Consider the following 21,443-nt stretch of genomic DNA (forward strand, 5'->3'; position numbering starts at 1 on the left):
CCGGCCGGAGCCCCGCCCGCGGTCTCAGCTCGCCAGGCAGCTCGGCCCGAGCAGCTGCTTGAGGTCGCCGAACAGCGCCGGGTCGGACTTCACCCGGTGCCGGTCCAGCCGCAGCACCACCGTCTTGGTCTCGCCGCGCAGGTGGACGTGCACCTCGGTGCTGCCCTTGTGGTGGACGAGCACCTCGCGGAGCCGGCCGACGATCGGCGGGGTCAGCCGGTCCTCCGGCACGGTGATCACGATCGGCAGCTGCGCCGCGAGGTTGTTCAGGTCGGGCACCGACAGCTCCATGCCCATCAGCCGCGGCACGTCCTCCCGCTTGTCGACCTTGCCGCGGACGAACACCACGGCGTCCTCGACCAGTTGCGAGGAGACCAGCTGGTAGCTGGCCGGGAAGAACATGCAGTCGATCGAGCCCGCCAGGTCCTCGACGGTGGCGATCGCCCAGGCGTTGCCCTGCTTGGTCATCTTGCGCTGCAGGCCGGAGATGATGCCGCCGATGGTCACCATCGAGCCGTCCGGCCGCTCGGCCAGGTCGGCGACCGCGCAGTCCGCCTTGTCGGCGAGCACGTGCTCGATGCCGTGCAGCGGGTGCGAGGAGACGTACAGGCCGAGCATCTCGCGCTCCTGGGTGAGCAGGAAGGGCTTCTCCCACTCCTCCTCGGAGAACACCACGTCCAGCCCGAAGGACGGCTCGTCCGAGACGGCGTCCCCGCCGCTGTGCCCGATGTCAGCGGAGCTGAACAGGTCGAACTGGCCCTCGGCCTCCTTGCGCTTGATCCCGACCACGTTGTCGATCATCGGCTCGAACTGGGCGCTCAGGCCCTTGCGGGTGTGCCCGAGCGAGTCGAACGACCCGGCCTTGATCAGCGATTCGACGGTGCGCTTGTTGCACACCACCGATTCGACCTTCTCCAGGAAGTCCGGGAACGAGGTGTACTTCCCCTTGGCCCGGCGGGTGCGGATCATCGACTCCACCACCGGCCCGCCGACGTTGCGGATCGCGGTCAGGCCGAACCGGACGGTCTCGCTGCCGTGCGGGGTGAAGTCGGCGTCCGACTCGTTGACGTCCGGCGGGAGCACCTGGATGCCCATCTTGCGGCACTCGTTGAGGTAGACCGCGGACTTGTCCTTGTCGTCCTTGACCGAGGTGAGCAGCGCCGACATGTACTCGGCCGGGTAGTTGGCCTTCAGGTACGCCGTCCAGTACGAGACCAGCCCGTAGCCGGCGGTGTGCGCCTTGTTGAAGGCGTAGCCGGAGAACGGGACGAGCACGTCCCAGACCGCCTGGATCGCCGCGTCCGAGTAGCCGCGCTCCCGGCAGCCGCGCTGGAACGGGACGAACTCGGCCTCAAGGATCTCCTTCTTCTTCTTGCCCATCGCGCGGCGCAGCAGGTCGGCCTGGCCGAGCGAGTAGCCGGCCAGGATCTGCGCGGCCTTCTGCACCTGCTCCTGGTAGACGATCAGGCCGTAGGTGGGCTCCAGGATCTCCTTGAGCGGCTCGGCCAGTTCGGGGTGGATCGGGGTGATCTCCTGCTGGCCGTTCTTGCGCAGCGCGTAGTTGGTGTGCGAGTTGACGCCCATCGGGCCGGGCCGGTAGAGCGCCAGGACGGCGGAGATGTCCTCGAAGTTGTCGGGCTTCATCAGGCGCAGCAGCGAGCGCATCGGGCCGCCGTCGAGCTGGAAGACGCCCAGCGTGTCACCGCGGGCCAGCAGTTCGTAGGCGGGCTTGTCGTCCAGCGGGAGCTGGAGCAGCTCGATCTTGACGCCCTTGTTCTTCTCGATCGCCTTGACCGCGTCGTCCATGATCGTCAGGTTGCGCAGGCCGAGGAAGTCCATCTTGAGGAGCCCGAGGCCCTCGCAGGTGGGGTAGTCGAACTGGGTGATGGTGACGCCGTCGGTGTGCCGGGTCCAGACCGGGATGTGGTCGGTCAGCGGCTCGGCGGACATGATCACGCCGGCCGCGTGCACGCCGGGCTGCCGGATCAGGCCCTCGATGCCGCGCGCGGTGTCGATCACCTTGCGGACGTCGGGGTCGTTCTCGTACAGGGCGCGGATCTCGCCCGCCTCGCCGTAGCGCGGGTGCGAGGAGTCGGTGATGCCGGACAGCGGGATGCCCTTGCCCATCACGTCCGGCGGCATCGCCTTGGTGATCCGGTCGCCCATCGCGTACGGGTAGCCCAGGACCCGGGAGGAGTCCTTGATGGCGGCCTTCGCCTTGATGGTGCCGTACGTGACGATCATGGCGACCTTGTCGGAGCCCCACTTCTCGGTCACGTAGCGGATCACGTCGCCGCGCCGGCGCTCGTCGAAGTCGATGTCGACGTCGGGCATCGAGACGCGCTCGGGGTTGAGGAAGCGCTCGAAGATCAGGCCGTGCGGGATCGGGTCGAGGTCGGTGATGCCCATCGCGTAGGCGACCAGCGAGCCGGCCGCCGAGCCGCGGCCCGGGCCGACCGCGATGCCCTGGCTCTTGGCCCACATGATGAAGTCGGCGACCACCAGGAAGTACGCCGGGAACCCCATCTGGACGATGGTGTCCATCTCGTACTCGGCGAGCCGGCGGTGCTCCTCGTCGTAGCCGCCCGGGAAGCGCCAGTCCATGCCCTCCCAGACCTTGGACCGGAAGAAGTCCGCCTCGGACGCGAAGCCCTCCGGGATCGGGAAGCGCGGCATCAGGTTCTTGAACTCGAACATGCCGGCGGTGTCGACCCGCTGGGCGACCAGCAGCTGGCTGTTGCGGCAGCCCTCCTGCCAGATGTCCGAGCCGTCCAGGCCGTACATCTCGGCGGCCGACTTGACGTAGTAGCCGGTGCCGTCGAACCGGAAGCGGTCCGGGTCGGAGAGGTTCTTGCCGGTCTGCACGCAGAGCAGCAGGTCGTGGGCGCCCGCGTCGCCCTCGGTGGTGTAGTGCGAGTCGTTGGTGACCACCGGCGGGATGCCCAGCTTCCGGCTGATCTCGACCAGTCCGTCGCGGACCCGCTTCTCGATCTCCAGGCCGTGGTCCATCAGCTCCAGGAAGTAGTTCTCCTTGCCGAAGATCTCCTGGTACTCGGCCGCCGACCGGACCGCCTCGTCGAACTGCCCCAGCCGCAGCCGGGTCTGCACCTCGCCGGACGGGCAGCCGGTGGTGGCCATCAGGCCCGCCGCGTGCTCGGCGATGATCTCCTTGTCCATCCGGGGCCACTTCACCAGCCAGCCCTCCGCGTAGGAGCGCGAGGTCAGCTTGAAGAGGTTGTGCAGGCCCTCCTTGTCCCGGGCCCAGATCGTCTTGTGGGTGTAGGCGCCGGACGCCGAGACGTCGTCCTTCTTCTGGTGCGGCTGCCCCCACAGGATCCGCTTGGTGTTCGTCCGCGACTCCGGGGCCACGTACGCCTCGATGCCGATCACCGGGGTGATGCCGGCCGCGACGGCCTGCTTGTGGAACTCGGCCGCGCCGTACATGTTGCCGTGGTCGGTCATCGCCACGTGGCTCTGCCCGAGCCGCTCGACCTCCTTGAACAACTGCTTCAGCCGGGCTGCGCCGTCCAGCATCGAGTACTCGGTGTGGACGTGCAGGTGCGCGTACGGCTGGTCGCTCAAGGCGGGGCCTCCGGGGTCCTGGGAGAGGGCTGAAACACGTGCGGCCCGAGCCACCACCAGGGCTCGGACCACGGCTTCCGGGATCGCGCCCCCGAGTCTAATCCTCCCCACCCGCCCCACCGCTCCCCCGCGCGGCAACCCGGCTGTCCTGACGGACTGTTAGCTTGGGCCTCCCCCGCCCGGACCCCAGGAGGCCCCGCGATGCCCGCCGCCCGCACGCTCTCCGACCGCGAGCTGACCGCCTCCTACTTCGCCCGCCAGCTGCTGCACCGCACCGAGCGGCCGTCCGCCGCCGGGGCGGTGGCCCGGCTGGCCGCGCTGCAGGCCCAGTACTCCCCCTCGCCGCACCTGGCGCTGTGGACCCGGCTGCCCGGCTTCGAGCACCGGGAGCTGGAGGCCGCGCTGCTGGACGGCACGGTGGTCAAGTCGACGCTGATGCGCGGCACCCTGCACCTGGTGCCCGGGGCCGACTACGGGCACCTGGCGGCGGCCTGGCGCGGCCGCTGGCTGACCGAACTGCGCGGCCGGCACCGGGACGCCGACCTGGACGAGGCCGCCCTGGAAGCCTCGCTGCGGGCCTTCGCCGCCGTCCCGCGCAGCGCGGACGAGCTGCGCGAGCACACCGCCGAAGCCTCCGGCGGCCGGGTCCGCACCGCGGACCTGCTGCACTACCCGCGGGCGCTGCTCCCGCTGGTGCACGTCGCCCCGTCCGGGCACTGGCGGGCGCACGGCAAGCCGCGGATGGTGCTGTGGGCGGGCGAGCTGCCGCCCGAGCCGGCCGCCACCGCGCGGCTGGCGCGCCGCTACCTGGCGGGCTACGGCCCGGCCTCGCGCGCCGACCTCGCGCACTTCACCGGCCTGCGGCTGCGCCGGCTCGACCCGGCGCTGGCCGAGCTGGACGGGGCGGGCGAGCTGGTCCGCTACCGGGCCGAGGACGGCCGCGAGCTGCTCGACCTGTTCGGCGCCCCGCCGCCGTCCGACCCGGGCGGCGAGCTGCCGGTGCGCTTCCTGCCGAAGTGGGACGCCGCGCTGCTCTCGCACGCCGACCGCACCCGGATGCTGCCCGCCGAGATCCACCAGCGGGTCTACCGGGCGGTCAACGGCACCCTGCTGGCCTCCTACCTGGTGGACGGGCTGGTGGCGGGCGTCTGGGAGCACGCCCGCTCGGGCGGCGCGGCCGTGCTCACCCTGACCCCGCTGCTGCCGCACGGCCGCCGCCCGGAACTGGAGCGGGAGGGCGAACGGCTGCTGGCCTTCCTGGAGCCGGACGCGGAGCGCCGCCGGGTGGTGTTCGCGTCCTGAGGCGCGGCGCTCGGCCCCGCCCGGCCGGCTCAGCCCTGCCCGGCCGACTCGGCCCCGCCCGGCCGGCTCAGCCCTGCTCGTCCAGCTCCGCCAGGAAGGCCAGCGCGGCCGCCCAGGTCCGCTCGGCGGCCTCGGCGTCGTGGTCGGGCAGGTCGGCGTCGGTGTACAGGTGACCGGCGCCCCGGTAGCGGTGCACCTCGACGTCGGCGCCGGCCCGGGTCATCCACAGGTACCAGGTGTTCAGCCAGTCGTCGGACTCGAACGGGTCGGGTTCGGCGACGTGCAGTTGCACCGGGATCTCGGTGGCGGCGTTCTCGCGCAGGTCCGAAGTGCCGTGGAAGAGCACCAGGCCGCGGGCCTGCTCGTCGGCGAGCGCCAGGTTCTGCGCCAGCGACCCGCCGAGCGAGAACCCGGCGTACACCAGCCCGCCCTCGACCGGCAGCAGCGGGGCGACGGCGCCGACGGCCCGGCGCAGCAGTTCGTCGTTGCCGACCTCGTCGCGGTACGCCATGCCCTCCTCCAGCTCCTCGAAGGTCTTCCCCTCGTACAGGTCGGGGGTGTGCACGGTGTGCCCGGCGGCGCGCAGCCGGTCGGCGGCCGCGGTGACGGCGGGGCGCAGGCCGTACGCGGAGTGGAACAGGACGATCTCGGCCACGGGTCGGGCTCCTCGGTGCTGCGGGTGCGGTCCCCCCATGATCGCCCATCGGGGGACGCGCGGCGGCCCGGCCCACCGGTGCGGTGGGCCGGGCCGTTCGGCGCGGGACGGGCTCAGAAGGTCGCGCTGACGGTGGCACCCGCGAAGTCCTGGGCGGCGTGGAGGCTGACGTAGTTCCAGCCCGCGGGCGGGTTGGCGACGGTCAGGGTCTCGGTGTTGCCACTGTTGGTGGACTTGGCGGTGTTGGCGCCGGTGGTGGCCCAGGTGGCGCCGTTGTAGTACAGGTCGGCGTTGCCGGTGCCGCCGGAGGTGTTGATCTTCAAGCTGGCGGTCCCGGCCGGGACCCACAGGTAGAAGCTGGCGTAGTTGCCCGCGGTGGCGGTGACGTTGCTGCGGACGCAGCCATTGTCCAGCTGGCGGGTGTCGGCCGCCGTGCACTCGGTGCCGCCGTTGCCGGGCGGGGTGGAGGTGCCGTCGGAGGCGCTGATGGTGACGCCCGCGAAGGGCTGGTTGCCCGCGGCGTGGAGGCTGACGTAGTTCCAGCCCGCGGGCGGGTTGGCGACGGTCAGGGTCTCGGTGTTGCCGCTGTTGGTGGACCTGGCGGTGTTGGCGCCGGTGGTGGCCCAGGTGGCGCCGTTGTAGTACAGGTCGGCGTTGCCGGTGCCGCCGCTGGAGCTGACGGTCAGCTTGGCGGTCCCGGCCGGGACCCACACGTAGAAGTAGGCGTAGTCGCCGGCGGCCGCGGCGGCGTCCTGGCGGCTGCAGCCGAGGTCGATCTGCTGCGGGCTGGTGGCGCCGCAGTCGCCGCCCGGGTCGGTGGGCGTGGTGGTGCCGCCGCCGCAGGAGCCGGTGCCGCAGGCGGTCAGCCAGGTGTTGAAGCCGGCGTCGTAGCGGGTGCCGATGGTGGTCTTCAGCAGGGTGCGGGCGGCGTTCCAGTCACCGGCGCGGTACTCGGCGAGCACCGCGTCCAGGTCCGAGCGGTGCTGCTCCAGCATGTAGCGGACGGCCAGGTAGCCCCAGTTGTAGATCCGGGTCTGGTCGGCGTTGTCGTAGGTGGTGTCGAACAGGGTGGACAGCGCGTAGGTGTGCAGGCCGGCCTGGGTCATCGCGTCGGTGTAGTCGACCTTGCGGTACGAGTAGGAGACGTACTCGGCGAAGCCCTCGACCCACCAGACGGTCGGGGTGGTCATGCCGGCGTCGAAGTCGCCGGCCATGTCGAACCGGCCGTCGAGGTAGTGGGTGTACTCGTGGTTGAGGTTCCAGATCTGGAAGTCCGGGCGGACCCACTCGGCCTCGTAGGCGATGAACCGGGGCTGGTTGCCCGCTGCGGCCGGGTCGCCCTCCAGGTACATGCCGCCGTTGTCGGTGGAGATGCCGAAGATGGTGCCGGCGTAGGTCTGGTAGTCGCTGCTGGAGTGGAAGACCACCACCTCGATGGTGGAGTTGTTGTCGTTCGCGACCGCGCCGCCGTCCTTGACCACGCCGTGGAAGTAGGCGTCCTGGCCCTTGAGGCTGGTGCAGGCGGTGGTCAGCTGGTCGGCGGTCAGCGCCTGGGCGATGATCCTGATGCTGCCGCTGCAGGTGTAGTTGACGGTCAGCACCGCGGTCCTGAGCCGGTTCGCCAGGTCGCAGGTTCCGTAGTACGAGCAGTTGGCCTTGTCGTAGCTGTCGGTCATCTCGGCCAGGCCGACCCACAGCGCGGCGGTGCGCCCGGTGATCGAGCTCTGGTCAAGCAGGCCCTTCACCAGCGGCCGGACCTTCGCCTGCAGCGCCGGGTACTGGAGGAAGCGGCCCAGCTCGCGGCCCGCGTTGGAGACCAGGTAGCCGTTGTCGCCGCCGAGCAGCGCGCTGTTGCGGGAGGCGAAGGACTGCAGGGTGTCCAGCACGCTCGGGTCGGCCTGCACCGCGGACGGGAAGTCGCTGTTCTGGTGGCCGCGCCACAGCACCGTGTAGGTGTTGTTGACCGCGTTGAGCATGTACCAGGACGAGTCGTAGCCGCTGTTGTAGCCGTTCAGCAGGCGCTTGACGACGTTCAGGTAGCGGGCGTTCTCGGCGGCGCTGTCGATCAGGGTGACCGCCTCGGACAGCGTGGCGCCGTTCGCGTCGTTCACGTCCTGCGAGTGCGCGCTGCCGAAGAACGCGTCCAGGCCGCCCTCGATCGCGCTCTTCAGGCTGCTGCCGTACGCGCCGACGACGTCCGGGTTGTACCACTGCACGTAGTAGCCGGCCCGCAGGTACAGCACGATCTGGGTGGCCGAAGTGGAGTCGTCGCCCGGGTAGTCGGCGGACACCTCACGCAGCGCGTTGGCCACGCTGACCATCTGCGACTCGCCGAACGCCGCCTTCGCGTCGTTGCCCTTGAGGGCGAACAGCGAGTTGACGCAGTCCACCGAGGCGGACTTGATCTGCGCCACCAGGGCGCTGCCGGTACGGCTGGTGAAGTCCGAGGTGTTGCAGGTCGCCGCGGCCGCCAGGGCCCCGGCCCGGACACTGCCGGGTGCGCCGACGGCCGTCAGCGGCGGCCGCTTGCTGGCGTCTGCCCGCAGGTCGCGGTCGGAGTCCTTGCGGCGCTCGGCCGCCTCGGTGTTGCGCGGCGCCGACTTCGACGCCTTCGCCGGTTCGGACTTGGCCGGCTTCTGTTCGGTCCGGGTGGCGGCCCCGGCGCCGGGCGCCAGCGCGCCCAGGAAGCCGAGGGTCAGGCAGAGGGACAACAGCAGGCTCAGCGTCCGTCCTGCGGACGCGCATGCTTTCCGGAAGGTTCGCACGTGGGGGCCTCCGGGCCAAGGTGACGCCGCGGTTGGGGGGCCGCGGCGGAGGGTCGGAGGCCGTCGGGGTGCCCCCGACGGCCAGGTGACATGTACAATTGCACATGTCACCTGGCATCGGAAGCCCTCGCGTCGAAGTCAACTGCCCCGGATAACCCCCGGCCCGGACAGCCGCCCGGCCAGCTCCGGCAGGTCCGCGACGAACCAGAGCTGCAGGCCCCGGTTGCCCTCCCGGACGAAGTCGCGCAGCGCGTCCGACGCCGCCACCCGCTCCGCGATGTCCCCCACCACCGCCAGTCCCATCCGGTACTGCGCGAACTTCTGCACCACCGCCCCCGCGACACCGCTGCGCAGCCGGAAGAACTCCGGATCCAACCGCTCCACCGGCAGCGCCACCCAGGACGCCCCCCGGTAGGACGCGTCCCCCAGCAGGTCCAGCGCCTGCCGCTCCCCCGCCACCACCTCCCCCTCGACCGGCGCCACCAGCACCGGCACCCCGCCCAGCTCCCGGATCTCCGTCACCGCATGCCTCCCGCCAACTCGTCGATCAACGCCAGCACTTCGGACACCCGCCGGGGCGGCCCCAGCACCACGAACCGCAACGCGCTCCGCTCCTCCTCCCGCACCGCCTGCACCCACAACGGCCGCGATCCCCCCGACCACGCCGACGCCGCCGCCAACACCCCCGTCACCAACCGGTCCGCGTCCCGCACCCCCACCCCGTCCACCTGCACCACCGCCGAGACCTCCACCCGGGACGGCCCCACCGGCACCCCGCCCCCCGTGAACGCCTCCACCTCCGCCCGGGCGATCCGGTACTGCTTCCCGATCCGCACCGCCTTGAGCTTCCCGTCCCGCACGTACCCCCGCACGGTCTTCACGTGCAGCCCGAGCAGCTCCGCCACGTCCTCGACGGAGTAGAAATCGTTCATTCCTTATCCTTCCCTATCCCTCCCCAAAGTACAGCCAAATAGAGAACAACCCACCCTGCCACGCCGCCCCGCGCCTCACCTTCCCCGCTCCCCCTCCTCCGCTCTCCCCCCATCCGCCCTCCCCTCCCCCACCCCTCCCTCCTCTCCCCCTCCTTCCCCTTCCTTCTCTTCGCCCCCGCTCCCCCTCCTCCGCCCTTTCTTCTCCCTGCCCCTCCCCCGCTCTCCCTCCTCGCCCCGTCAGGGGCGCGGGGAACTGCGCGCCCGGCCACCCACCCAGCCGCACCCTCCCCACCCCGAATCGACCGCCCCCGAAAAACCCTTTGCGCCGCGTTCACCCCCACGCCTAAGGTGGCAACCGTCCCGCCGCGCCGCCGTGCGCCCGCGGGCCCGACGAGAGGAGGTGCAGACCGATGGTTGCCGCCGTGACGCGGTGCGCCTTCGTGTGCGCGCCATACGCCTCCCCCCGTCTTCGCCCCACCGGCTGACAGCGCGTCACTCCGCGCCCCGGTGGGCCACTCCCCAGGAGCCACCGCAGTGCGCGAGCGCTTTGCCGACAACGATTCCTTCTCCCGCATCCGCCCCAAGGGTGCTTCCCGTCGCGGCCGCCGGGCCGACCGCTTCGACGACTCCCAGCCCGAGTACGACTACTTCGGCGACACCACCCTCGGCACCGACGCCGACACCGACGCCGAAGAGCAGCAGTACCCCGCCCCCGTGACCGACGGCCCCGCCACCGGCGACCGCTGGTCGACGTGGGACCAGTCCACCCCGACCGAGAAGGGCCCCGAGCCGCGCCCCGACTGGGTCGTCACCGAACTCGCAGCGGTCGACACCGAGTTGGGCATCGTGAAGACCGGCAAGGAGGCGGACGTCTTCCTGCTGGAGCGCTCCGTCCCCGGCACCGCCCGCCGCACCCTGATGGCCGCCAAGCGGTACCGGGACGCCCAGCACCGGATGTTCCACCGGGACTCCGGCTACCTGGAGGGCCGCCAGCACAAGGAGTCCCGGGTCACCCGGGCGATGGCCAAGCGCACCGCCTTCGGCAAGGAGGCGATCGCCGGCCAGTGGGCGGCGGCCGAGTTCGGCGCGCTGTGCCGGCTCTGGTCGGCGGGCGTCGCCGTGCCGTACCCGGTCCAGATCACCGGCACCGAGATCCTGATGGAGTTCGTCGGCGACGAGAACGGCGCGGCCGCGCCCCGGCTGGCCCAACTCCGCGCCGAGGAGGCCGACATCGACGACCTGTGGGCGCAGCTGGGCCGCAGCCTCGCCCTGCTGGCCTACGACGGCTACGCGCACGGAGACCTCTCGGCCTACAACATCCTGGTGCACCGCGGCCGCCTGGTGATCATCGACGTGCCGCAGATCGTCGACGTGGTGGCCAACCCGCGCGGCCTCTCCTTCCTGGAGCGCGACGTGCGCAACGTCGGCGCCTGGTTCGTCTCCCGCGGCCTCCCGCCCACCAGCGTCGAGGCCCTGGTCGACTCCCTGGCCACCGACGCCCGCCTGCGCCGCTGACCGGAACCGACCCGCCCCTGACTCTGCCTCATCTCCGTTCCTCCACAAGCCAGTTGCACCAAGCAACGGGTGTAGAGTCTCGGCGGTCGGGCAGGGCGGGGGACGGCACCGGCTTCCCCCTGCGCGTTCGAACGGCCAGAATCACTGCGGAGAAGTCGTACGACATGCTCGGGGGATACGGGACATGTGGGGTCGGGGGACGGTCCTCGGGGGCCGGTACGCGCTCTCCGAGCGGCTCGGCAGCGGCGCGATGGGCGAGGTCTGGCGGGCCGAGGACCAGGTGCTGGGCCGCCAGGTCGCGGTGAAGATCGTCCTTCCGGCGCTGATGGAGGACGAGGTCTTCGCCGCCCGGTTCCGCCGCGAGGCAACGGTGCTGGCGGCGATGAACCACCGCGGTGTGGTGCACATCCACGACTACGGCGAGGACCGCACCGATCCGGACGCCGGGACCGCGTACATCGTGATGGAGCTGCTCTCCGGCAAGCCCCTCGACCGGGCCCGCGGCCGCGACCCCCTGCCGCCCGACCGCGCGCTGGACGTCGCCGCCCAGGTGCTGGACGCGCTGCACGCCGCGCACCGGCAGGGCATCGTGCACCGGGACATCAAGCCGTCCAACCTGATGATCGACGCGGACGGGCGGGTCACCGTCACCGACTTCGGCATCGCCCGCTCGCTGGCCGACAGCCGGATCACCACCTCCCACGCGGTGATCGGCACCGCCCTGTACATGGCCCCCGAACGCGCCGAGGGCAAGGACGCCTCGGCCGCCTCCGACCTCTACTCGGTCGGCGTGGTGCTGTACGAACTGCTGGCCGGCGCGGTGCCGTTCACCGGCGGGACGCCGCTCGAAGTGGTGCTCAAGCACGTCCGCGAGCCGGTCCCCGACCTGCCGGAGGGCGTGCCCGGCCCGGTGCGGGCGGTGGTCGCCAGGGCGCTCGCCAAGGAGCCCGCGGAGCGCTACCCGGACGCGGCGGCGATGGCCGTCGCCGCCCGGCAGGCGATGTCCACCCCGGCCGGGCTCGGCACGGTGCTCAGCGGGCCCGAAGCCGTCGAGGAGCCCCCGGCCGTCCCCGCCCCCGCGCCCGCGCCCGAACCCGCCGCAGCCCCGGCCGCGGCCGCGAAGAAGCGTTCCGGGCGCCGCCGCCTGGCCACCCTGATCCTGCCCGTGGTGCTGGTCACCGGCGGCGGGGTGACCGCCCAGCAGTTCGATCTGCTGCCCTGGCAGGAGCGGGAGTCCCACCGCACGGCCGACGGCACCCGGTCCCCCGGCGGTTCCGCCCCGGCCGCCGGCCCGTCCGCCTCCCCCGCCGGCACCGCGCAGCCCGCTCCCGCCCCGTCGCCGTCCCCCTCCCCCGGCACCGACCCGTCCGGCGATCCCGCCCCGCCGAACACCGACCCCCAGCAGGGCTCCGGCACCTCCACCGGCTCCTCCGGCAACGGCAGCGGAACGGGCAGCGGCTCCTCGACCGCCTCGGGCGGCGGCTCGGGCGGCGGCTCCGGCAGCGGCTCCGGCGGTTCGGGCAGCGGCTCCGGCAGCGGTGCGAACGGCGGCAGCACCCCCAAGCCGCCCCAGCAGACCACCACCGCCCCCACCACCCCCGCCACCCCGTCCGGCCCGGCCCCGGGCTGCGGCGGCGCCGGCTGGGGGAAGCTGGTCAACACCGGCAGCGGCCGCGCCCTCGGCCTCGGCTCCGACGCCGTCAGCGCGGGCGTCCCCGTGGTCTCCGGCGGCCACACCTCCTACGGCTGGGTCAGGTCCGTCACCAACGGCGCGACCACCTTCACCGCCTGCAAGGCCGACAGCGGCATCAGCCTGGGCGCCCGCTACGCGACCAGCCCCGGCATCGCCGAACTCGCGGGCAGCGGTTCCTTCGGCGACATGATCAGCTGGTACCCGGCCGACGCCGGTTCCGGCAACTTCCAGCTCAAGTTCGGCTACGGCCCGCAGGGCTGCCTGACCGACAACGGCAGCGGCAGCACCCTCACCGTCAACACCTGCAACCCGGGCGACAAGTCCCAGCTCTTCCGCTTCTCCTGACGCCCCGCCCCGACGCCCCCGCCCTGATGCCCCGCCCCCGAGGGCCCCTACGGTCCCGCACGGTCGATTCCCTTCCCGAATCCTCCTCCCGCGTAGGGGCGTTGTCCCCCTTCCGGGGCAGAATGCGGGCATGGCCGAACAGTACTTCTCCGCCTTCGCGGTGGACGCCGCCGCCCTGTTGCGCCTGCCCGGCTCGGGCGACCGCGCCCTCCCCGGCGTGCCGCCCTCCGCCGCGCTCGCCGAGCTGCTCTCCGGCCGGCTGCGCCCCGACCAGGACTCCCGCTACACCGCCCTGCTCCCGGCCCTGGCCGGGGCCTTCGGCACCCCGCTGGGCGCGGTCTCCGTCCCCGGCCGGCACTGGGACGAGCTGACGGAGGTCTTCACCGCCCTCGAACTCCCGGCCCTCACCGCGCTGTGGTCGCGCCCCTGGCCGTTCCCGGCCGGTGCCACCGACGACTGGCCGTGGCCGTACCCGACCCTCGCCGCCCGCGCCGACACCGGCGACCTGCTGGTCGAGCTGGCCGCGCTGGCCTCCGAGTCGGTGCACGAGCAGGGCGTCGAGGCGCTGGACGAGGACGACCTGGAGGAGGCGTCCTGGTTCCTCACCGAGCACCTGCCGGTCTGGACGTCCCGGGCGCACGCCCTGGACCTCGACCTGCTGCTGGTCCGCGACGGCGCCCGCTGAGCCCCGGCCCGGACCGGCCCCTCAGGACACCACGTCCTTCGCCGCGAACCCGCGGAACGCCAGCGCCAGCAGCACCACCGCGTACGACAGCGACAGCACCACGCCCTGCACCATGCCGCCCCACTCCAGCCGTGGTTGGAGCGCGTCCGCCCAGGCGTACTGCCAGTGCGCGGGCAGCCACTCGCGCAGCGAGCCGAGCGCGGTGACGGCGTCCAGCACGCCCGTGATGATGGAGGCGAAGACCGCGCCGCCGACCGCGCCGAGCGGGGCGTCGGTGGCCGTGGAGAGCCAGAACGCCAGCGCGCCGATCACGATCTCGGCGAGGAACACGTACAGCACGGCGATCCCCAGCCGGGGCAGCGCCTCGGCGGCGGTCAGGCTCGCCCCGGTGGGCAGCTTCAGGTCGCCCCAGCCGTACGCGGCGGTGCCGACCACCAGTCCGACCGCGGGCAGCAGCACCACCGCGGCGGCCGAGAAGGCCATCGCCACGGTGAACTTGCGCACCAGCAGCCGGGCCCGGGGCACCGGCGCGGCCAGCAGGTAGCGCAGCGAGGACCAGCTCGCCTCGGAGGCCACCGTGTCGCCGGAGAACAGCGCGACCGGGATGACCAGCAGGAAGCCGGTGCCGACGAACAGCATCGTGGTGGCGAAGTTGACCCCGGAGGAGGTCGCCAGCTCGATGAACGTGGTGCGGTTCTCCCGCCCGGGCGTGCCGCCCAGCTGGAACGCGGCCAGCAGGACGAACGGCAGCGCGGCCAGCACCCCGCCGACCACCAGGGTGCGGCGGCGGCGCAGCTGGCGCATCGCCTCGACCCGCAGCGGCAGCGTCCGGCCGGGCCGGTAGCCGGGTGCGGCGCTCTCGCCCGCCGGGCCGATCACGGTCCCGCTCGTCCCGCTCGTGCCGCTCATGCCGCTCCTCGGATCAGGGACAGGAAGGCGTCCTCCAGTCGGCGCTGCGGGCCGATGCCGGTCACCGGCACGCCCAGGCGCACCAGTTCGGCGGTCAGCCGGCTCGCGGGCAGGCCGTCCAGGCGCACCAGCAGTCCGGCGTCCACCGCCTCGGCGGAGGCGATGCCGGCCAGTCCGGCCAGTTTCCCGGCGACCGCGTCGGCGCCCTCGAAGCCGTCCTCGACGGAGACCAGCAGCTGTTCGCCCGCGCCGGTGATCTCCGTGGTGGGCCCGGCGACCACCAGCTGTCCGCGTTCCATCACCACCAGGTGGGTGCAGGACTGCTCGACCTCGGCGAGCAGGTGGCTGGAGACGATGACGGTGCGCCCGGCGGCGGCGTACCGGACCATCACCTCCCGCATCTCGCGGATCTGCGGCGGGTCGAGCCCGTTGGTGGGTTCGTCCAGGATCAGCAGGTCGGGCAGGCCGAGCATGGCCTGGGCGATGGCCAGGCGCTGCCGCATGCCCTGCGAGTAGGTGCGCACGGCGCGTTCGAGGGCCTCGCCGAGGCCGGCGATCTCCAGCGCCTCGGCGAAGCGGGCGTCCTCGACGAGGCGCCCGGTGGCGGCCCAGTACGACTCCAGGTTGGCCCGGCCGGACAGGTGCGGCAGGAAGCCCGCGCCCTCGACGAACGCGCCGACCCGGGAGAGCACCGGCGCGCCCGGCCGGATCGCCTGGCCGAAGACCCGGATCCCGCCCGCGTCGGGGCGGATCAGGCCCATCAGCATCCGCAGCGTGGTGGTCTTGCCGGCGCCGTTGGGGCCGAGCAGCCCGAGCACCTGCCCGCGCTCGACCCGGAACGACAGCTCGCGCACCGCGTACCGGTCGGTCGAGCCCTTGTACTTCTTCGACAGTCCGGTGATCACCAGCGGCACGTCCGCGAGCTCCGGGTCCGGCGCGGGGGCGGCGTCCCGCCGCCGGGCGAACACCAGCAGCGCGGCGGCGGCCAGCGCGACCAGCGGCAGCACCCAGGTCCGGTCCGGCACCGGCGCGGACTCGGTGCGCAGTCCGGGCACCGTGGGCACGGTCAGCGGCCCGTCGGCGGCGACGGTGTACGTGGCGGGCTGCGCGGGCGAGGCGTACGCCAGGTCGGTGCTGGCGAGCACCAGGCGCAGCCGGTGCCCGGCCGGGAACTGGTGCTCCACGGCGGGCAGCGCGATCCGCACCGTCCGGCCGCCGGGCGCGTCCGCGCCGGTCACCCGCAGCGGCGCGACGAGCTGCTGCGGCAGGGTCTGCTTGCCGTCGGGGGCGACGTCGTACAGCTTGGCGAACAGCACGGCCTCGGGGGTGTCCGCGGCGACCCGCACCGACACGGCAGGGGCGCCGGTCAGGTCCAGGGAGCCGGTGAGCGGCGCCGAGTCGAAGGAGGCGTACTGGCCGGGGAAGTCGATGGACAGGCCGGCGCCGAGCGTGGACAGCTGGGAGAGCGCGCCGATGCCGGGCAGCGTCGAGATGTTCGGCGGCGACCCGCCGGGCGGGTTGGCGATCCGCTGCTCGCGGCCGGTCAGTGCGACCTCGCGCCGCGCCGTGCCGTCCAGGCCGGGGTAGGCGTCGGCGTCCGCGCCGCGCAGCACCGCCTGGAAGCCGGTGGAGTCGACGCCGCCGGTGCGGGTGACCCGGAACGCGGGGCCGGTGCCGGTGCCGTCGCCCTTGAGGTAGTGGTCGAACCAGGCGGTGATCCGGGCGTCCGCGCGGGTGCTGCTCTCCTGGCCGCCGTCGTGGCCGGCGCCGAACCAGTCGACCGCGACGGGCGCGCCGTTCGCGGCGACGGCCGCGGCGATCCGGTCGCCCTGGTCGAGCGGGAACAGCGAGTCCTGCTGGCCCTGGACGACGAGCGTCGGCACCTTGATCCGGTCCGCGACCGCGGCGGGGCTGGAGTGCTCCAGCAGTTTCACCGCGTCCGCGTCCGGCCGCCCGGCCGCCGCGACCCGGTCGTACATCTCGCACAGCTCCGCCCGGAACCGCCCGCAGCCCACCGGGCCGTCCCCGGAGCCCGCGCCCGCGCCCGTGGAGGAGCCGGCGGCCAGCCCCGCGGACAGGCCGGAGGAGGAGCCGGTGGTGAAGAAGATCCCGGCCCACAGCTTCTTGAACACCCCGTCGGCGGCCGAACTCCCCCGCACGGCCTGCGGGAACAGCGCGTCCGCCAGGTCGAACCAGGTGATCTGCGGGGCGATCGCGTCGATCCGGCCGTCGTACCCGGCGGCCAGCAGCGACACCGCCCCGCCGTACGAGGCGCCGGTGACGCCGACCTTCGGGTCGCCGGGGGCGTCGAGCTGCACCTCGGGGCGCTGCGCCAGCCAGTCCAGCAGCCGGGAGACGTCCGCGACCTCGCGCTCGGGCTGGTTCAGGCCGATCTGCCCGGTGGACTTCCCGAAGCCGCGCGCCGACCAGGTCAGCACCGCGTACCCCTGCCGGGCCAACTCCTCGGCGCGCGGGCGCAGTTCGTCCTTCGACCCGCCGAAGCCGTGGGCCAGCAGCACCGCCGGGCGGCGCCCGGAGCCGCCCGCGGTGAAGAACGAGGTGTCGATCCGAACGCTGTCGGCGCTGCCCGCGACCTCGGGCATCTCCAGGAAGCGGTCCTCGCGGTGCACCTCCTCCGGCTGCCCGGCCAGCGCGACCGATCCGCCGCCGACCAGCAGCGCGGCCGCCACCGCGCCGGCCAGCACCGCCCTGCGCCTGGTCCACCACCCGCGCCACGCCCCACCGAAGCCCATGGCAGGTGATCCTAACCGGGCGGCCGGTAAGGAAGCCGTCAGGCCGCCCCGGACCGCACCCGCGCAACGCCCCGCCCCCCCGCCCGGGTTCCCGAACCGGCGCAATCCCCCACGGTAGGGTGCGAATCCCCCATCACCGGACGCCACCGAGGTGACCCGTGTTCTGGCCGCTCGCCAGCCTGCTCACCGCCGTCTTCGCCACCCTGTTCGCCGGCTGGCTGGTCGACCAGGTCCTCCAGCGCCTCGCCGACCGCCGCCCCGACGCCCCGGTCTGGGCGCAGCTGCGCCGCTGCCGCGTCCCGCTCCAACTGGTGCTGCTGTCCGCGCTGCTGCTGGCCGCCCAGCCGGTGCGCCGGATCTTCCACAGCGACGACGACGCGGTCCGGCACGGCGTGCTGCTGGTGCTGATCGGCTCGCTCGGCTGGCTGACCGTCCGGGTGCTGGCCGCCGTCATCGAGGCCGCCTTCAGCCGCTACGAGACGGTCACCGAGGACGCCTCCCGGGTGCAGCGGGTGCGCACCCAGCTCGGCCTGGTCCGCCGGGTCGGCTCCGCCGTGGTCTGGGTGGTCACCGGCGGCGCGCTGCTGCTGACCTTCGACGCGATGCGCACCGTCGGCGCCAGCCTGCTCGCCTCCGCGGGCATCATCGGCATCGTCGCGGGCATCGCCGCCCAGTCCGCCCTGGGCAACTTCTTCGCCGGGCTGCAGATCGCCTTCAGCGACACCGTGCGGATCGGCGACACCGTCGTGCTGGACGGCCGGCAGGGCACCGTCGAGGAGATCACCCTCTCCTACCTGGTGCTGCGCCTGTGGGACGAGCGCCGGCTGGTCGTCCCGGTCTCCTACTTCGTCTCCAAGCCGTACGAGAACTGGACCCGCCGCGACCCCGGCCTGCTCGGCTGGCTGCTGCTGCACCTCGACCACCGCACCCCGGTCGACGCGCTCCGCGCCGAGCTGGGGCGCTACCTCGCCGGCAGCGGCCTGTGGGACGGCCGGGACTGGTCCCTCACCGTCTCCGACACCACCCCGTCCACCGTGGTGGTCCGCGCCGCGATGACCGCCCGCGACCCGGACGCCACCGCCGCCCTCAAACTCGCCGCCCGCGAGCACCTGTTGGCGTACCTGCGCGACCACCACCCGGAGTCCCTGCCGCGCGTGCGCACCGACTGAGCGCGCGGCAGGGCCGTCCTGCCGCTACAGCACCCGCGTCATCGTCCGGTGCGGGATCCCGGCGTCGTCGTACACCGGCCCCTCGGCCGCGTACCCGAGCCGCTCGTAGAAGCCGAGCGCCTGCACCTGCGCGTGCAGCTCCACCTCGCGGGCACCCCGCTCGCGGCCCAACTCCTCGACGGCGCGCACCAGTCGCGCGCCGAGACCGGTCCCGCGGGCGGCGGCGACCACGGCGAGCCGGCCGAGCAGCACCCGGCCCTCGGTACCGCCGGTCATCGCCAGCGCCTCGGCGCCGGAGATCAGCCGGGCGGTGCCCAGCGCCGCCCCGTCCGGCCCGACGGCCAGCAGGTGCGCGGAGGTCTCGTCGTACTCGTCGTACTCCAGCTCCGGCGGCACGTGCTGCTCGACCACGAACACCTCGTGCCGGACGCCGCGCGCCAGCGCCATGTCCGCGTCCCCTTCGACCACCCGGATCGAAGCCCCCATCTCAGCTCTCCTTCGCGATGACGTCCAGTGCGTGCTGCAGGTCCTCGGGGTAGGCGGAGGTGAACTCCACCCAGCGCCCGTCCTCCGGGTGCTCGAAGCCGAGCGAGACGGCGTGCAGCCACTGCCGGGTCAGGCCCAGCCGCTTGGCCAGCGTCGGGTCGGCGCCGTAGGTGAGGTCGCCGACGCAGGGGTGCCGCAGCGCGGACATGTGCACCCGGATCTGGTGGGTGCGGCCGGTCTCCAACTTGATGTCGAGCAGGGACGCGGCCCGGTACGCCTCGATCAGGTCGTAGTGCGTGACGGAGGGCTTGCCGTCGCGGGTGACGGCCCACTTCCAGTCGCTGCTGGGGTGGCGGCCGATCGGCGCGTCCACGGTGCCGGACAGCGGGTCGGGGTGGCCCTGGACCAGCGCGTTGTACTTCTTCTCGGTGACCCGGTCGTGGAACTGCCGCTTCAGGTCGGTGTAGGCCCGCTCGGACTTGGCGACCACCATGATCCCGGAGGTGCCGACGTCCAGCCGGTGCACGACGCCCTGGCGCTCGGCCGCGCCGGAGGTGGAGATCCGATACCCGGCCGCGGCCAGGCCGCCGATCACGGTGGGGCCGGTCCAGCCGGGGCTGGGGTGCGCGGCGACGCCGACCGGCTTGTCGATCACCACGACGTGGTCGTCGTCGTGGATGATCCGCATGCCCTCGACCGCCTCGGCGACGACCTGCACCGGCGCCGCGGGGGCCGGGATCTCGACCTCCAGCCAGGAGCCGGCGGTGACCCGGTCCGACTTCCCGGCGACCGCGCCGTCCAGGGAGACCTTGCCCTCGGCGGCGAGTTCGGCGGCCTTGGTGCGGGAGAACCCGAACATCCGGGCCAGGGCGGCGTCCAGCCGCTCGCCCTCCAGGCCGTCGGGTACGGGGAGGCTACGGGTCTGCGCTGCGATACTCACCCACCCGAGTATGCCCGACCCGCACCGGCCCCCCGCCCCACCGGGGCCCGCCCCGGCCACCGTCCGCGCCCCGTCCGGAAGCCCGCGCACCCCGCCCCCGGGCCGCCGCGGGCACCGCCTAGCATCGGAGCCGCACCACCACAGACGGCCCGGTCGACGGCGACGGGGCCGCAGCGAGGGGGGACGGACCCATGAAGGCCCGCACGATAGGCACCGCCGCCGCGGCCGCGGTGGCCGCGCTCGCGGCCCGCGACCTGCTGCAGAAGCGGCACGCGCTGCTGCGCAACTTCCCGGTGGCCGGGCACGCCCGCTACCTGCTGGAGCGGATCGGCCCGGAGCTGCGGCAGTACATCGTGACCTCCAACGAGGAGGAGCGCCCGTTCAGCCGGGACCAGCGCAGCTGGATCTACGCCTCCGCCAAGGAGGAGAACAACTACTTCGGCTTCGGCACCGAGGTCGACGTCGCGCACGTCCAGGGCCACGCCTACCTGAAGCAGCGCACCTTCGCCGGCCCGCTGCCCGACCTGCACGACCCGGCCGCCCCGCTGCCCTCGGCGAAGGTGCTGGGCGGCCCGCGCGGGCGCGCGCGGGCGTTCCGGCCGGGCAGCGTGGTCAACGTCTCCGCGATGAGCTTCGGCTCGCTCTCCGGCGCCGCGATCGCCGCCCTGAACGAGGGCGCCGCGCAGGCCGGGGCGCTGCACAACACCGGCGAGGGCGGCCTGTCCCCGTACCACCGCAAGGGCGGCGGCGACCTGGTGCTGCAGCTGGGCACCTCCTACTTCGGGTGCCGCGACGAGCACGGGAACTTCGACCTGGCCAGGCTCCGGGAGGTGGTGGCCTCCGCCCCGGTCCGGGCGATCGAGATCAAGCTCTCCCAGGGCGCCAAGCCGGGCCTGGGCGGCATGCTGCCGGGCGCGAAGGTCACCCCGGAGATCGCGGAGATCCGCGGCATCCCGGCCGGGAAGGACTGCGCCTCGCCGTCCCGGCACAGCGCCTTCGGCGACACCGACTCGATGCTGGACTTCGTCGAGCTGCTGGCCGCCGAGACCGGCCTGCCGGTCGGGATCAAGAGCGCGGTGGGCGAACTGGGCTTCTGGCGGGAGCTCGCCTCGATGATGGCCCGCGGCGACCGCGGCGTGGACTTCGTGACCGTCGACGGCGGCGAGGGCGGCACCGGCGCGGCGCCGCGGATGTTCGCCGACTCGGTGTCGCTGCCGTTCCGGATGGGCTTCTCCCGGGTCTACGGCACCTTCGCCGAGGTGGGCCTGACCGACCGGCTGACCTTCATCGGCTCCGGCAAGCTCGGCCTGCCCGAGAACGCCGCGGTGGCCTTCGCGCTGGGCGCCGACATGGTCAACGTGGCCCGCGAGGCGATGCTGTCGATCGGCTGCATCCAGGCCCAGAAGTGCCACACCGACCGCTGCCCGACCGGCATCGCCACCCAGAACCCGTGGCTGGCCCGCGGCGTCGACCCGGTCTCGAAGGCCACCCGGGCCGCGCACTACCTGCGCACCCTGCGCCGGGAGCTGCTCAAGGTCTCCTCGGCCGTCGGCGTCGCCCACCCCGCGCTGATCACCCCGGACGACATCGAGGTGCTGAACGGCGACTACGAGGCCCGCACGCTGGCCTCGGTCTACGGCTACAAGGACGGCTGGGGCCGGCTCGGCCCGGAGCTGGCCGAGGAGGCCACCCGGCTGCTCACCGCCTGAGCA

At 73.3% G+C, this 21,443-nt stretch carries 15 protein-coding genes; 6 read left to right on the forward strand and 9 right to left on the reverse strand.

Annotated elements, in window-relative coordinates; translation table 11 throughout:
• Positions 1-24 precede the first annotated feature (24 nt).
• Positions 25-3,582, reverse strand: coding sequence for a DNA polymerase III subunit alpha (dnaE, locus tag ACWEO5_RS01950; protein ID WP_452159198.1), 3,558 nt, complete (start codon positions 3,580-3,582; stop codon positions 25-27).
• 201 nt (positions 3,583-3,783) lie between these two features.
• Here dnaE and ACWEO5_RS01955 point away from each other — a divergent pair, with 201 nt between their 5' ends.
• The gene (locus tag ACWEO5_RS01955) at positions 3,784-4,884 is read left to right on the forward strand and encodes a winged helix DNA-binding domain-containing protein (RefSeq protein WP_452159200.1); all 1,101 of its coding nucleotides are present in this window, start codon (positions 3,784-3,786) and stop codon (positions 4,882-4,884) included.
• Positions 4,885-4,951: 67 nt separating this feature from the next.
• On the opposite strand, the gene ACWEO5_RS01960 is transcribed toward ACWEO5_RS01955, so the two are convergent.
• The 4 genes from ACWEO5_RS01960 to ACWEO5_RS01975 all read right to left on the reverse strand — a co-directional run bounded on the left by ACWEO5_RS01960 (position 4,952) and on the right by ACWEO5_RS01975 (position 9,236).
• A complete protein-coding gene (locus tag ACWEO5_RS01960) occupies positions 4,952-5,578 on the reverse strand; it encodes a dienelactone hydrolase family protein (protein WP_452159202.1) in 627 nt (208 codons plus the stop codon).
• Between the two features lie 74 nt (positions 5,579-5,652).
• A complete protein-coding gene (locus ACWEO5_RS01965; protein WP_452159204.1) occupies positions 5,653-8,250 on the reverse strand; it encodes a M9 family metallopeptidase in 2,598 nt (865 codons plus the stop codon).
• Positions 8,251-8,442: 192 nt separating this feature from the next.
• Complete coding sequence (locus ACWEO5_RS01970) at positions 8,443-8,826, reverse strand: DUF4180 domain-containing protein (protein ID WP_452159206.1); 384 nt, start codon at positions 8,824-8,826, stop codon at positions 8,443-8,445.
• Positions 8,823-9,236 carry a helix-turn-helix domain-containing protein gene (locus ACWEO5_RS01975; protein ID WP_452159208.1) on the reverse strand — a complete coding sequence of 138 codons (414 nt, stop codon included), beginning with the start codon at positions 9,234-9,236 and terminating at the stop codon, positions 8,823-8,825. Before ACWEO5_RS01975 ends, ACWEO5_RS01970 begins: the two co-directional genes overlap by 4 nt.
• Positions 9,237-9,770: 534 nt before the next feature.
• Between ACWEO5_RS01975 and ACWEO5_RS01980 the strand changes: the two genes are divergently transcribed.
• The 3 genes from ACWEO5_RS01980 to ACWEO5_RS01990 all read left to right on the forward strand — a co-directional run bounded on the left by ACWEO5_RS01980 (position 9,771) and on the right by ACWEO5_RS01990 (position 13,474).
• Positions 9,771-10,751, forward strand: coding sequence for a serine protein kinase RIO (locus tag ACWEO5_RS01980; protein ID WP_452159210.1), 981 nt, complete (start codon positions 9,771-9,773; stop codon positions 10,749-10,751).
• 184 nt (positions 10,752-10,935) lie between these two features.
• Positions 10,936-12,789: a serine/threonine protein kinase gene (locus tag ACWEO5_RS01985; RefSeq protein ID WP_452159212.1), complete on the forward strand. Its 1,854-nt coding sequence runs from the start codon at positions 10,936-10,938 to the stop codon at positions 12,787-12,789.
• 130 nt (positions 12,790-12,919) lie between these two features.
• Positions 12,920-13,474, forward strand: coding sequence for a hypothetical protein (locus ACWEO5_RS01990; RefSeq protein ID WP_344557166.1), 555 nt, complete (start codon positions 12,920-12,922; stop codon positions 13,472-13,474).
• Positions 13,475-13,495: 21 nt separating this feature from the next.
• Here the strand turns inward: ACWEO5_RS01990 and ACWEO5_RS01995 are convergent, their stop codons facing one another.
• Both ACWEO5_RS01995 and ACWEO5_RS02000 read right to left on the reverse strand, forming a co-directional pair.
• Positions 13,496-14,383 carry an ABC transporter permease gene (locus ACWEO5_RS01995; RefSeq protein WP_452159214.1) on the reverse strand — a complete coding sequence of 296 codons (888 nt, stop codon included), beginning with the start codon at positions 14,381-14,383 and terminating at the stop codon, positions 13,496-13,498.
• Positions 14,380-17,136, reverse strand: a complete 2,757-nt coding sequence (locus ACWEO5_RS02000; protein WP_452159216.1) for an alpha/beta fold hydrolase — start codon at positions 17,134-17,136, stop codon at positions 14,380-14,382. The genes ACWEO5_RS01995 and ACWEO5_RS02000 overlap by 4 nt, the downstream gene beginning before the upstream one ends.
• A gap of 158 nt (positions 17,137-17,294) precedes the next feature.
• Here ACWEO5_RS02000 and ACWEO5_RS02005 point away from each other — a divergent pair, with 158 nt between their 5' ends.
• Positions 17,295-18,305, forward strand: a complete 1,011-nt coding sequence (locus tag ACWEO5_RS02005) for a mechanosensitive ion channel family protein (protein WP_452159218.1) — start codon at positions 17,295-17,297, stop codon at positions 18,303-18,305.
• 24 nt (positions 18,306-18,329) lie between these two features.
• Here the strand turns inward: ACWEO5_RS02005 and ACWEO5_RS02010 are convergent, their stop codons facing one another.
• Both ACWEO5_RS02010 and ACWEO5_RS02015 read right to left on the reverse strand, forming a co-directional pair.
• Complete coding sequence (locus tag ACWEO5_RS02010) at positions 18,330-18,791, reverse strand: GNAT family N-acetyltransferase (RefSeq protein WP_344557158.1); 462 nt, start codon at positions 18,789-18,791, stop codon at positions 18,330-18,332.
• 1 nt (position 18,792) lies between these two features.
• Entirely contained in the window at positions 18,793-19,731 is a 939-nt protein-coding gene (locus tag ACWEO5_RS02015; RefSeq protein WP_344557156.1) for an RluA family pseudouridine synthase, read from the reverse strand.
• A gap of 191 nt (positions 19,732-19,922) precedes the next feature.
• Between ACWEO5_RS02015 and ACWEO5_RS02020 the strand changes: the two genes are divergently transcribed.
• Entirely contained in the window at positions 19,923-21,440 is a 1,518-nt protein-coding gene (locus ACWEO5_RS02020; RefSeq protein WP_452159221.1) for an FMN-binding glutamate synthase family protein, read from the forward strand.
• Positions 21,441-21,443: the final 3 nt, after the last annotated feature.

It is taken from the genome of Kitasatospora sp. NPDC004272, from assembly GCF_053603035.1.